The organism is Acetobacter sp. (assembly GCF_047721705.1).
Classification (GTDB): Bacteria; Pseudomonadota; Alphaproteobacteria; order Acetobacterales; family Acetobacteraceae; genus Acetobacter.
The window spans coordinates 1-13,135 of record NZ_JBDNXK010000018.1 but is presented as its reverse complement, the minus strand read 5'-3'; the positions used below and the strand labels follow the sequence as shown (position 1 = coordinate 13,135).

General features: G+C 58.8%; 8 protein-coding genes and 1 pseudogene. 4 read left to right on the top strand and 5 right to left on the bottom strand.

From position 1 onward, the window contains the following. The first annotated feature begins 59 nt into the window (after positions 1–59). The gene (locus ABF824_RS04930; protein WP_415486772.1) at positions 60–1,784 is read left to right on the top strand and encodes a Na+/H+ antiporter; all 1,725 of its coding nucleotides are present in this window, start codon (positions 60–62) and stop codon (positions 1,782–1,784) included. 121 nt (positions 1,785–1,905) lie between these two features. On the opposite strand, the gene ABF824_RS04925 is transcribed toward ABF824_RS04930, so the two are convergent. Further along, positions 1,906–2,256 carry a hypothetical protein gene (locus tag ABF824_RS04925; RefSeq protein ID WP_415486803.1) on the bottom strand — a complete coding sequence of 117 codons (351 nt, stop codon included), beginning with the start codon at positions 2,254–2,256 and terminating at the stop codon, positions 1,906–1,908. Position 2,257: 1 nt separating this feature from the next. Here ABF824_RS04925 and ABF824_RS04920 point away from each other — a divergent pair. Continuing rightward, positions 2,258–2,468, top strand: a pseudogene (locus tag ABF824_RS04920) (hypothetical protein); the annotation flags it as partial. An 81-nt stretch (positions 2,469–2,549) separates the two neighbouring features. Here ABF824_RS04920 and ABF824_RS04915 read toward each other — a convergent pair. The 3 genes from ABF824_RS04915 to aspS all read right to left on the bottom strand — a co-directional run bounded on the left by ABF824_RS04915 (position 2,550) and on the right by aspS (position 9,205). Continuing rightward, positions 2,550–6,437, bottom strand: a complete 3,888-nt coding sequence (locus tag ABF824_RS04915) for an Eco57I restriction-modification methylase domain-containing protein (protein ID WP_415486771.1) — start codon at positions 6,435–6,437, stop codon at positions 2,550–2,552. Next, the gene (locus ABF824_RS04910; protein ID WP_415486770.1) at positions 6,434–6,676 is read right to left on the bottom strand and encodes a hypothetical protein; all 243 of its coding nucleotides are present in this window, start codon (positions 6,674–6,676) and stop codon (positions 6,434–6,436) included. Before ABF824_RS04910 ends, ABF824_RS04915 begins: the two co-directional genes overlap by 4 nt. Before the next feature lie 717 nt (positions 6,677–7,393). Next, positions 7,394–9,205 (bottom strand): aspartate--tRNA ligase, encoded by a 1,812-nt coding sequence (aspS, locus tag ABF824_RS04905; RefSeq protein ID WP_415486769.1) that lies wholly within the window; start codon positions 9,203–9,205, stop codon positions 7,394–7,396. 249 nt (positions 9,206–9,454) lie between these two features. Here aspS and ABF824_RS04900 point away from each other — a divergent pair, with 249 nt between their 5' ends. Together ABF824_RS04900 and bluB are read left to right on the top strand one after the other, a co-directional pair. Beyond that, entirely contained in the window at positions 9,455–10,873 is a 1,419-nt protein-coding gene (locus ABF824_RS04900; RefSeq protein ID WP_415486800.1) for an FAD-binding oxidoreductase, read from the top strand. Beyond that, entirely contained in the window at positions 10,870–11,487 is a 618-nt protein-coding gene (gene bluB / locus ABF824_RS04895) for a 5,6-dimethylbenzimidazole synthase (protein WP_415486768.1), read from the top strand. Before ABF824_RS04900 ends, bluB begins: the two co-directional genes overlap by 4 nt. Here the strand turns inward: bluB and ABF824_RS04890 are convergent. Beyond that, a complete protein-coding gene (locus tag ABF824_RS04890) occupies positions 11,477–12,976 on the bottom strand; it encodes an oligosaccharide flippase family protein (RefSeq protein ID WP_415486767.1) in 1,500 nt (499 codons plus the stop codon). The genes bluB and ABF824_RS04890 overlap by 11 nt on opposite strands. Positions 12,977–13,135 lie beyond the last annotated feature (159 nt).

Here is a 13,135-nt window from a genome sequence, read left to right as displayed (position 1 = left end):
GTCGGCAATACCTCTCCCGGAAAGAGGGGAGCGCTTTTTCCTCTGCCGAGAGATTTCTGATGGAAGTCGCGCTTACCGTTCTTGCCCTGCTCGTCATGACCGCTCTGTCGGGACTGCTCGGGCGCATGCTTCCAGTCCGCGTTCCCCTCCCGCTTTTGCAGATCGCGGCAGGCAGCGCCGTCAGCCTGCTCGGGTTCTCCGTGCCACTGTCCTCGGAACTCTTCCTGCTTCTGCTGATGCCGCCGCTGCTGTTCATCGACGCCTACCGCATCCCCATGCGCGAATTCGGCGAACTGCGGACTGTCATCCTCTCACTCGCCGTCGGACTGGTGATTTTCAGTACTGTCGCGGGCGGATACGCCATTCACTGGATCATGCCCGCGATCCTACCCGTCGCTGGTATGGCTCTGGCGGCGGCGCTTTCGCCAACGGACGCTGTTTCCGTCAATAGCTTCCTCGCCACGGCGAAAGCCCCCGCCCGTCTGACGCAGATCCTCAACGGCGAAGCCCTGCTGAACGACGCCTCCGGCCTTGTCTGCTTCAAGTTCGCAGTCGCCGCCGCCACGACCGGCCTGTTCTCCCTGAAGGCGGCTTCCAGCAACTTCGTCTATGTCTCATTTGGCGGCGTGCTGATCGGCGCGGGACTGGGCTGGCTGTTCGCCCGGATCGAACTGATGGCGCTCAGACGCGGTTACGATGATTCATCGAACCATATCCTGATCTCGCTGCTCATCCCCTACATCATTTACCTGATTGCCGACTCTGTTGAGTGTTCCGGTATTCTCGCCTCCGTCGCGGCTGGCATCTCTATCCGTCTGACCGGCGTGATGTCGGAAACGCAGATCGAGACACGCCTACGGGCAGCGACCCTGTGGGACCAGCTCTGTTCGACCCTCAACGGGTTGGTGTTCATCATGCTGGGACAGCAGCTTCCCGGACAAGTTGAACAGGCCGCACATATCGTCCGCTCCGCCGGACTGACGCCGTGGATGCTGCCTCTGGCCATTGTCGGCATCCAGTGCGCCATGAGCCTGCTGCGCGCGATCTGGATGGTCGCCAACGGGCTGGTCTTCTATGGCGTTGGGAAACTGATTCACCGGCCGCAGGCCCTGCCGTCATGGCGCAATGTGCTGGTCATGACGCTGGCGGGCGCACGTGGAGCCGTGACACTGGCCGCCATCATCTCTCTGCCGTCGGAAAGCGACATGCCGGAGCGAACCGTGATGGTCGTGCTGGCGACCGGCGTCATCATCACCTCGCTACTGCTGACCACGTTCGGCCTGCCCCGCGCCCTGAAACTTCTGCCGCGTAACGATGGCGAAACCCCGGCGCAGCGCGAGCTTCTGGAAACCCGCATCACCCTGATCCGCTCCAGCATCGCCGCCCTTCAGGCGGAACAGGCCCGCCTGCCACCGAACGCCAACCGCACCAACGACACAGTCAGCCTGCTGATGACCGAGTTCAACGAACGCCTGCGCCGTCTGGACCCGACGCTCGACGATGGGGAAGGCAAACGCAGCGGCAGTGTGCAGAGAAAGCGCGACGAACTGATGCTGCGGCTCCGCATCGTGCGCCTGCAACGGCGCGTACTGCATTCCCTGCTGACGGACCGCAATATCAATGACCTGACGGAACGCGCGATCGGGCGTCAGCTGGATGTGCGGGAGCAGGAGTTTCTGATGGAACTAAACGACCTGCCGCAATTGCCGGAACCGCCGCCTGCGGAGACTTTGGTTGCGGCGGTGCCGGTGGGGAGAGGAAGTGCTGGGTTGCAGACGAAGTAATAAGAAATTGTGAGGGCAACAGGGAAAGCAATTTATCCAATCGCTATGCAGACAGGCTGCTTACGCCTCATGTCGGGCGTTGATACGATCGTTCTGTCCTCCACAAAGCAGACATGATCGATCAAGTGCGTACGAGTGTTTTGTAGTCAGTTTCCGTAATGCCCGTTGCCATGTAGGCGCGCCTGGCCTGGTCTTCCCTGATCGTGTCCAGCGAGAGCCCGTTTGCGAACATGTCCTCGATCAGGTCGATATGCAGGGCCGCCAGAAGGGTATGGGCGTTATAAAGGGTCGCACCCTCCGGCGGCGATCCCGTCCCTTCCTTGATGAACCCCTCGGTTACCCCAAGCATCCAGCGATAATGCGGCGATTGCAGAATGCCTGGACCGAATTCGAGCACTCGGATCAGGTGGCGGTTGTCCAGCTTGAACGTCAGGATCAGGTCAAGAAACGCCGCAAGACGCTGTTGCGACAACTGGAGACGACGGATCGGTTATCATTGACGAAGCCGCGTCGAGACAAAGATGCGCTGTATCAAGCTCCTGGGCCAGCGCCTGACGGTAAGGGCTCACGGAGATTCACGTCCGCGTCGCCATTCTCAATCGCTTCACAGCGATTGGAACCCCTCTCATTCACCCCGTCGCGCAAGAGAACATCCTTAAAGGCCCCCTCACGTCCAGAGACTGAATTGTGCAACAGAGCCGTGTGACGGAGTAATTGTTTGAGTCAATGTTTCTACGGACATCCTAATTATGAGATGTTTGGAATTCACTTGGCTTCAACGAGAGAAGTGGAGTTGAAGGTTTTTCTATCTTTGTCCTGCGATTCTGATTCCAGCATTTTGATTTCTCGCTCCGTCAGCTTGTGCAAACGATAGATCAAGTTGTTGGTGCGCGTTTCCAATTCGCGAATTTCCAATTCAATCTTCGAGGCTTTTTGTTGCAAAGCAATTATCTCGTTCTTGAGGTGAGGTTCGGCTTCGGGACTGACAGCCCGCAGAAAGTCGGCCAGTTTTTTGCCTGTTGTCTTCACCGTTACGTTGATCCGGCTAGCGAGGACGGCCCATTGGGCCAAGAGAAAAGAAGCTTGTTCAGGAGGGGGAAAAATTCCGTTGATGACGGGAATGCCGTCAATCAGGAAGCGAAGCTCGCCGTCGATGAGTTCGGCATTCAGAGAAACTCCAGGCTTGAGGTGTTTTTCAAGCGTTGCGTAATGGTTTTCCAGCGCGCGCGAGCGGTTTTCCTTCACCTGTTCGTTGCGTGCCGCGCCTTTGCGGCGTGACGGCGCGGCTTCGGCCAGGGGATCAGAAGCGGGCAGGTCGTGAAAGAGCCATTCCTCCGTGCGAGGACGGATGCGAAGGGTTCCGAGACGCTTGGCGATGTCGCTGAACGCCTTGCGTCGCTGGTCATGGAGCGATTGCAACCGTTCGGCATCGCGGGCGAGGGCTGCTTGCTCTTGTGGGCGAACTTTGGGAACTGGCAGAGGGGCGATGAATTGCTTGTTCGCTGAACGAAAATCGCCCCGGAAAGGTTTTGATATCCGGCGAAATACAAAGTCCGTAGCTTTGCCATTTAGGATCGCAGCCAAGAACCATGGCGATATGCTATGGGTCATTTCGACGCCCCCGACATCAACGTTGTCGAGGTAAAATTGGCCATCTGGATCAATGGAACAAGTCATGTGTGTAACTAGGCGGGGAACGAGAAGTTTCGGAACCTCCTGCCGTCCGAGGTTTTTAGGATAAACATATCCCCACCATCCGTTCTCTATGTCCATTTTACCTTTTTCCCGCCCGCGAAGCTCCTTTTCGTGCTCTTTTAGATATTTCCAAGCATTCGGGAAACGGGCTTTCATCGTCGCAGCCGGGATCAATGTGCCCTGTCCCTCGCTCACAGCGTAGGGAAACAGGAGATAGGTCTCGGTTTGCGGAGTCAGATAGCGGCTGGTTTCAGGGCCGGAGACCAAGGGTTTCATGATCGCTTCCTCGATGGCAACGACGCGCCCCTCTTTTGCGCCCTTGGGCGGCTTTTCTTCGTAGCGGTTCGGCCCGAGGCGTCTGAGATGGTAGATGTGGTCGGCGCTGGTCTGAATCCCGACAAAGATGTTTCGGGTGACGGCAGGACTGTCCAATCGCCGTCCGGTCTTCATCAGCTTGTCGATCAGGCGGCGCTCGGCTCCGGTGACCAGCAGCCAGCGGTCTCCGAAAAGCAGATCATCATAGGGAAGGCTGATGTCCTCGGCATCCCACGGGCTTTCGGCCACCACGCCGTCGGGTGCCTGGATGACGGACACCGCCTGGTTTGGGCGTTTGGAGAAGAACTGGAGCGCGGTATAGACCGTCGCCTCCTCGAAGACTTGGTAGGAGCCGAAATCGATCCATCCCCACAGGAAGCGTCCCTGCTCCACGAAACCGCGTAATCCCGCGCCGTATTCGTTCATCTGCCAGACCGATGGCGCGATATAGCCCAGCCGTCCGTCCGCATTGAGCAGCCCGATGCCCTTCTCGATGAAGGGCAAGTAAAGATCGAAATTGCCCGTCTGGGTACTGCGATAGGCGCCGCCCTGCGCCGGATCGCGGGTGAGATAGTCAGCCATGTCGGCGTGGATTTTGCGGAAGTTCTGGAGCTTCACATAGGGTGGGTTTCCGACGACGCAATCGAAGCCGCCGCGCGCAAAAACTTCGGGGAAGGCGGCGTGCCAGTCGAAGGCGTTGACGCGCTCCTTCTCTTCCGCGCTGTAGAGAGCGAGCGTATCACGATGAAAATCCGGCCCGATCAGGCTGTTGCCGTCGCGGATATGATCGTCCAGGGAGGAGAGCGGTTTGTTGGACCGGGCGGTGTGAAGCCATAGTGCGAGCTTGGTTATCTCGACGGAGGCGGGATTGATATCGACGCCATAGAGGTTGCGTCTGAGGATGTCGCGGATCGCTGCATCATTCCAGTCGTCCCGGACGTTGATTTGCCCGTGCTGACGGCGCAGATCCTGAAGAATTTCCCATTCGTTGAGCAGATAGGCCAGCGTCGTAATCAGGAACGCGCCGGAGCCGCAAGCCGGATCGACGATCAGGATATTACGCAACTGCTGTTCATAAGAGTCGATGGCTGCGAGCGACGGCAGCTGGTTTTGTTTTTCTGAAGGCCATCCGCAGGTGCTTTTGAGGTCGGCGAGGCGACGGCCCACGGTTTCGTCCACGACCCGTTCCACGACCCATTCGGGCGTATAATAGACGCCGTCGCGTTTACGCTTGTTCTCTTTGTTGAGCGAAGCGCGGCCGTCTTCCTCGGCTTCAAGGATTTCCAACTCAGTGATGGACTGCTCGAAGATTCGTCCGAGCGTGTAGAGGCCGATGCTCCGCTCCGGGTCGCGCTTTCCGGCAAAAGTTCGGTCGCCGCTGCATCCGTCGGTCAGGCCGGAGGCGTAGTTGTAGGTCGCGGAGAGGTAGAGCAAGGTGCGTTTGTTCGACGCGATGCTGGCCTCGTTCTGGCCTTGTCCGCGTTCGCAGAAAACGGCGTTTGGAATGAACAGCCTGTCCAGTTCCGGATCGGTCGCGAAGAGGCCGCCATTGAACTGATTGATCTTATGGCCGCCGAAAGCGGAACCGTCGTTCATGGCGGTGAACAGGCGATGTAGCCAGCGCCATATATCATCTCCTTGGGGATCGAAAAACGGGTCGTCGGCTTCCTTGATCAAATAGTCACGTAAAAGCTGTGGCGGGAATCCAAGGACGCGCCCCATATCTTCGCAGAAGAAAACGAAAAGCGCCCGATCGAGGATTTTCTGTGCGAGACGGACGAGCTGCCCCTTGGTACCCGGGAAACGGTCTGTTGCAGGGCCGTTGTGGATCAAAAGGGTGCGATAGAGATGCTCGCGAAACGCACTATATTCGGCATAAAAACTGTTTTCCAGTTCTCTTTGACGGAACCGCTGGCGCTGGAGTAGCGACAGAAGCTCGGCTCTTCCGCTGGTTCCCTGCACGATGAGCGTGTCCCGGTGGAAGAGGCGCGAGAAGAGGAAGCGGTCGAAGCGACCTGTTTCAGTTTCGTCGAGAAGAGTGGCGGTCTGGAAGAGTTCCTTCTTTTCGATGGCGAGGCTCACATATTGCCGCTCGCCACGATCGGCCCAGTAGAGCCGGAATTCGTTCATGTCCGTGACAATTGCCCATGTTGGAATGATCGGCTCGTAGCCAAACATCCCTTTGCGCGCCGCATAAAGGTAATCGAGGCCCTGCTTGACCGGAGACCGCGCGTTTCCCTTCCTTTTCTGAGGCGCGTCAAGAGCGCTTTTAATGTCCTTAAACTCAACCAGAACCTGTGGAATCAAGGAGGAGCGGCTTGTGGTGAACCAGCCTAATGCGGCGTCAGCCTTTCCGGTTCCGCCTGTTTGTCCCGCCCCTGCGACTGGAAATTCGGGATACAAGGAGTAGCCATTGTCCGATCCCGGTTGGCCGGCCTGGACATATTCCCATGTGTCGTGAAAAAACTCGGTGAGCAGGGCTGACTGGGCCGTTTTCTCACTTTGTTTTGGACGGTTCGCCCATCGTTTCAGTCTGGCGAGGAGTTGTGTTTCCTTAGGGCTATCCTTGAATGTCTCATATTCGTGCGCCCAGACGGATCGGAGGAATTGTCGGGAAATAAGCGGGTTTCGTATATCGCTCATTGGCGCTGCGTTTTGTTTGTGCCGAAGAGCGAGAAAATGGCATACAAATCGTTGTTGGTTTGAAGGATGCTGCGATGAAGACCGGAGAAGTCGGACTTGTTGGTATCGCCGTTGCGGAGACGCTTGAGCGTGATTTCCTTGTTTCCGAACGATCGGAGGAAAAGATAGGGAAATTCGGCAACGTCGAACGGTCGTTCGGCAAAATCGGAGATGGTCCGTTCGACGTCGATCATGCTCATGCGTGCGTTCTCGTAATCATGGAGGGCGCGCATCCCTTCGCCACGGGTTGGCGCTCATCGGCGACCTTGGCGAACGCGCTTTCCCATGCTGCGTGGAGATTGTAGATTTTGGCACCCACTTGTCTGTTCGCCTCGGTCTTGATCGCACTGGATATCGCGACATCCTTCCGACCATAATGTAACATCCTGAAACGCAGAATAGAAAAGTGGCGACGCGTTAGATGTCAAGGATAATTTGTAGGATTTCTGTCGGGGCGGCGTGACAATTTCCCCCTATCTGCCGCCCGCGTGAGACTTTCGCGAAAACCTTCATTTTCTATCTGTCCTAGAACAAAACTTTTGGTATGTAGATCACCAAGTGAAGGCAGTTACAAGTGTTAACGAAGATATAGGTAGAGTAACGGCGCCGGGGCGATTTTACACAGGCTCTGATGAGTGGTTTAGGCAACTTGCACTGCAGAAATTTTTTGCCCAGCCAACGTCAGTTCAAGGGAGCAACGAAAAAGACGGGCGATACGTCAAGAGCATGTCGGCTTACCGAGCACGGCGGTCGTCACATGTAGCTGAACGAACGGCAGAAACGATGTCTGAGTGCTTCACATCGGACCTTCCGCTTTCCCCCCCACAAAGCTGTCATATCTTCTCCAACAAAAAAAACCGGGAACAAACCTGTTCCCGGCTTCCAAACTCATCCTACTACAAAAACGCTAAACCGCCTCACTCTGTCTCCGCCGCGTCCTTCTTCACGACAGGCTTCGGCTTGGGCAGGTTCAGCCCGATGGACAGTTCCTTCAGACGCGCAGGCTCGACGGTGGACGGTGCGCCCATCATCAGATCCTCGCCCTGCTGATTCAGCGGGAACAGGATGACCTCACGGATATTCGGCTCGTCGGCCAGCAGCATGACCATGCGGTCCACGCCCGGAGCAGCGCCACCATGCGGCGGTGCGCCGAAGCGGAAGGCGTTCAGCATACCACCGAACTGCTCCTCGACCACGCTTTCCGGATAACCCGCGATCTCGAAGGCGCGGATCATCAGGTCTGGCAGGTGGTTACGGATCGCGCCGGAGGTCAGTTCGATGCCGTTGCAGACGATGTCATACTGATAGGCTTTGACGTCGAGCGGGTCCTGCGTGTTGAGCGCCTCAAGACCGCCCTGCGGCATGGAGAACGGGTTGTGGGAGAAGTCGATCTGCCCCGTTTCCTCGTTCTTCTCATACATCGGGAAATCGACGATCCAGCAGAAGCGGAACTCGCCTTCCTCAATCAGGTCCAGCTCGGTCGCGATCTTTGTGCGGACCAGACCGGAGAACTTCGCCACCTCGTCGCCCTTGCCAGCGGCAAAGAACACGGCGTCACCGGCTTTCAGGCCGAGCTTGTCCTGAATGGCCTTCACGCGGTCGGCTTCGAGGTTCTTGGCGATCGGCCCCTTGCCGCCTTCCTCGTCAAACTGGATGTAGCCGAGGCCGCCAGCGCCGTTCTCACGCGCCCATGCGTTCAGCTTATCGAAGAAGCCGCGCGGCTTCGGACCAGCGCCCGGAGCCGGAATGGCGCGGATTTCACCGCCACCCGCCGCAATCTTGGCGAACAGACCGAAGGATGAGCCAGCGAACTGCTCGGTGACGTTGGCGATCTTCAGCGGGTTACGCAGATCCGGCTTGTCGGAACCGTAAACAGCCATCGCCTCGGCATACGGGATGCGCGGGAACGGTGCGGGCGTCACAGCGCGGCCATTGCCGAACTCGCGGAACACGCCTTCCATGACCGGCTCAAGTGTTGCGAACACTTCTTCCTGCGTGGCGAAGGCCATCTCGAAATCGAGCTGATAGAACTCGCCGGGGCTGCGATCGGCACGGGCGGCTTCGTCACGGAAGCAGGGCGCGATCTGGAAGTAGCGGTCGAAACCCGCAACCATGGCGAGCTGCTTGAACTGCTGCGGAGCCTGCGGGAGCGCGTAGAACTTGCCGGGATGCAGGCGTGACGGCACGAGGAAGTCGCGTGCGCCTTCCGGGGAGGAGGCCGTCAGGATCGGCGTCTGGAACTCGGTAAAACCCTGCTCGACCATACGGCGACGCAGGCTGGCGATCACCTGCGAGCGCAGCAGGATATTGCGGTGAATCTTCTCGCGGCGCAGGTCGAGATAGCGGTATTTCAGGCGCAGCTCTTCGCCATAATGCTCGTTGCCAGCGACCTGGAACGGCAGGACGGCGGCGGCGGACTGCACCGTGAATTCTTTTGCACGCAGTTCGATATCGCCGGTCGGCAGGTTCGGGTTGCGTGTGCTTTCCTCACGCAGCACGACCTCGCCCGTCACGGTGATGACGCTCTCGACACGGGTTTCTTCAGCCACCGGCATGACCGGAGATTCGGCGGGAATGACAATCTGCGTCAGGCCGTCCTGATCGCGCAGATCAATGAACAGCAGGCCGCCGTGATCTCGCTTGCTGTGGACCCAGCCGGACAGGCGCACGGTTTTTCCGGCGTCTTCGGCGCGGAGGGCGGCGCAGCTATGGGTGCGATACGGATGCATGTGGTCAATTCCTGCCCGGCTGGAACGCGGCGCGGACAGCGGCGGGCCGTCCAGCCACAATGTGAAAATTCAGGGGCGGAGGAAGCCGGTCACGGGCGCTGATGTCAAGTCCGGAGAGGTTTCGGAAGCATGAACGCCGCTCAATTTCCTCTCGAAGAAGAAAAGCTGCTCCGCTTCCCTGCCGATGGTCGAATGCACCGTCAGCGATTACAAGACGCCATTCAGTTCTTCACCGATCAGGTTGCCCGCATGTCCGACACCCTCTCCGCCCCCACGACCGGCGTGGAAACCGTTCTTTCCGCTCTCCGCGAGACCATGGGAACGCAGATCAGCACCGTGGCCTCCGTGCGTGAGGAGCACAGCCACGGCGAAGCTCTGGATGTCTCCTGCCTACCTGCCGCCGTTGTCTTCGCGGAAAGCACGGACGACGTCTCCCGCGTGCTGTCCCTGTGCCACGAACATCGCGTGCCGGTTGTCGCGTTCGGTGCGGGAACATCGATTGAAGGCCATGTCACGCCACCCGCAGAAGGCATCAGCCTCGACCTCTCCCGTATGACGGACATCGTGCAGTTCAATCCGGAAGACCTCGACTGTCGCGTACAGGCGGGCCTGACGCGGCAGGAACTGAACGCCCGCATCCGCGATTCAGGCCTGTTCTTCCCGGTCGATCCCGGTGGAGAAGCCACGCTCGGCGGCATGTGCGCCACCCGCGCCTCCGGCACGGCGGCGGTGAAATACGGCACGATGAAGGAAAACGTGCTCGGCATGACGGTGGTGCTCGCCACTGGCGAGGTGATCCGCACCGGTGGCCGCGTCCGCAAATCCTCGACAGGTTATGATCTGACGTCGCTGTTTATCGGCTCGGAAGGCACACTGGGCATCATCACCGAGATACAGTTGCGTCTTTACGGACTGCCGGAAAGCATCGCCGCCGCGATCTGTCAGTTCAACACGGTCGACGAGGCGATCAACACCGCCGTCGAGATGATCCAGTATGGTCTCCCCGTCGCCCGTGTGGAGTTTCTGGATGAGGTGCAGATGGCGGCCAGCATCGCCTTCTCTCACCTTGATGAACTGAAACCTCTGCCGACGCTGTTTTTCGAGTTCTCCGGTGGCCCCGCGTCCGTGCGTGAGCAGGTGGAGGCCACAGAGAGCATCGCCCGCGACAATGGCGGTCTCGGCTTTGCGTGGGCTGACACACCCGAGGAGCGCACCCGTCTGTGGAAGGCCCGTCACGACGCGTTCTGGGCGGCCCGCGCCATCGACCACGCGGCGCTTGTCATCTCGACCGACTGCATCGTGCCGATCTCCCGCCTTGCCGAACTGATCGATGGCGCACGCGAGGACATCGCTGCTTCCGGTCTGCGCGCCGCCATGCTGGGTCATGTGGGCGACGGCAATTTCCACACTCTGATTCTCACCGAAAATTCTCCAAAGGGGCGAGAGCGGCTACTTGAACTGGACCGCAAGATTGTCGGCCGGGCGCTGGCGCTGGGCGGCTCCTGCAGCGGCGAACATGGCGTCGGGATTGGCAAGCTGGAATTTCTTGAGCAGGAACATGGTGCGGGAGCGCTCAGCGTGATGCGGGCCCTGAAGCAAACGATGGACCCGCGCGGCATCCTCAATCCCGGCAAACTGCTTCCGCCGGGCGAAGCCTATAAAGGATGACAGCTTCAGCCGTTCTGGAAGATGTCTTCCGCTGGCGGCGGGATGTCCGGCATTTTCGTCCTGAGCCAGTCGCCGATGCTACACTCGATGAACTGCTACAGGTCGCGAGCATGGCGCCGTCGGTGGGTCTCAGTGAACCGTGGCGCTTCATGCGGGTGGACAGTCCTGTCCGCCGAGAGGCCGTGCGCGGTATCTTCGCCCGTAGTCAGGCCGAAGCCCTCGCAGAGCGTGAGGGCGAGGACGCCGCCGCCTATGCGCGCCTGAAACTGGCGGGACTGGACGACGCACCCCATCATATCGCGGTGTTTTCGGTGGAAGACCCGGAACAGGGGCGCGGCCTCGGCCGCCGCACCATGCCGGAGACGACGGTATGGTCCACCGTCATGGCGATCCACACCTTCTGGCTGGCCGCCGCCGCACGGGGCATTGGCGTGGGATGGGTTTCCATCCTTGAGCCTGAAGCTGTGCAACAGGCACTGGAAAGTCCGGAATCATGGCGCTTCGTCGCCTATCTGTGCGTAGGTTACCCACGCGAACGCCACGAAACGCCGGAACTGGAAAGACTGGGCTGGGAACGACGCCAGCAGGCCTGCCGGGAGTGGGTCAGGCGCTAGCGTTCCCCGCCTGACGGCGCCTTTTGAGCTTCCCACCAAATCGGTTCACAATTTCCTTGAACATGTCCGGCCGGAACACTGCCAGCAACGCCGGATAGACGATGCAGGTCACAACACCGATGGCCATGCACTCCATGAAATCGTTGCCATGAAACAGACTGGTCTGCGCGAGCGCCATGCCCAGCCCGATGGCGATACAGGCGAAGAACATGGGCAGGAAATAGAACTCCGCCACTGTCAGGATCGACGTGCCGGACCCGATCAGAATCAGGTACGAAGTGATGGGAGGCCAGAGAAAATAATACACCGCCACCGCGAGAGCGACGCCCATGACGCCGTCCCAATATCCACCAATGCCCACCATGATGTAAAACAGCGGCAAAGCGATAAACTGATAGCGACAGGAACGCCCGAATTCACGGCGGGCGCTCAGAAGTGCTCCCGTGATCCAGCTGAGCGCATCGAACGGCAGGCCAATGCTGAGAATAATGACGTAGGGCACCGCAGGCATCCAGCGTTCGCCAAACAACAGATGCAGACCCGGTTTCGCCAGCCCCGCCTGCAGAAAGCAGAATGGCATGACAAGATAACCGAGCAGACGGCATGCGCGGACGACAGCGTCGGTCTGGCGGGCCGGATCATTGCGGAACTGCACAAGCGCCGGGAAAACAACATTACTCACGTTCCCCGCCAGCATCCGCACGGGCTGAGCCGCGAAACGGAAGGCGAAGAAGTAATAACCCACCATCATCTTCGACGCGATAAGGCCGAGGACGATGTAATCCCCCTGATTGATGAACTCGACGCAGGTGCGGCTCAACAGGATCAATGTGCTGTTACCCAGCAGATAACGGGCTTGAACTTTTCTGTAACGCCCTTTGGTAAAGGGGGCAGCCCGTCTCCACAGCCAGACCGTGCGCAGGATGGCGACAACGGAATAGGGAATGGCGAAAGCATAGGCTCCCGCCCCCAATGCCGCGAGAATGATGGTGAGAACCTGAAGCGCCACGATTTCGAAGGTGTTGCAGCCAGCCAGAAAACGGAAATCCATTTCCGCCCTGATCTTCACCGCTGACACCGTGCCCAGCGCCCGCAGAGGCGTTGAAAGCGCGATGGCGACAATCAACCCGACCAGACTTGGCGAGTGATACCAGTGCGCGGCGAAGGGCGCCACGGCGAACATGCCCAGCATACCGACCAGACTCACGCCCACACACATCCAGAAAGCCAGAGGCTCCCATAGCGTCATTGTTTTCTGACGCTGAAGCAGAACCTCGTCGATCCCGAAGCCGATCAGGGAATTGGCAATGGTGGTGACCGTCAGCGCAAGGCCGATCGCACCGAAATCTTCCGGCAGAAGAAGGCGCGCGAGGATGATCTGGGAGACGAACCCAATACCACGCGACGCGAGACTTTGAACGACAAGCCAGAGAAAACCGCTGGTTGCAGCCTTCCCCACTCCGGATGAGACTGCTGTTTTGGATGTCATAATGGCGCAGGACTGTTCATATGGCTGAATCGGCTTCTCAACGCGATCGTTCCTCACATTGGGAATGTTGCGCTTCAAATCACCACATTTCAGACCACCACGGAACCCCTCCCGTGACATGAACTCCCATCTGTTAAAACATGTTTACCTAGATTATAT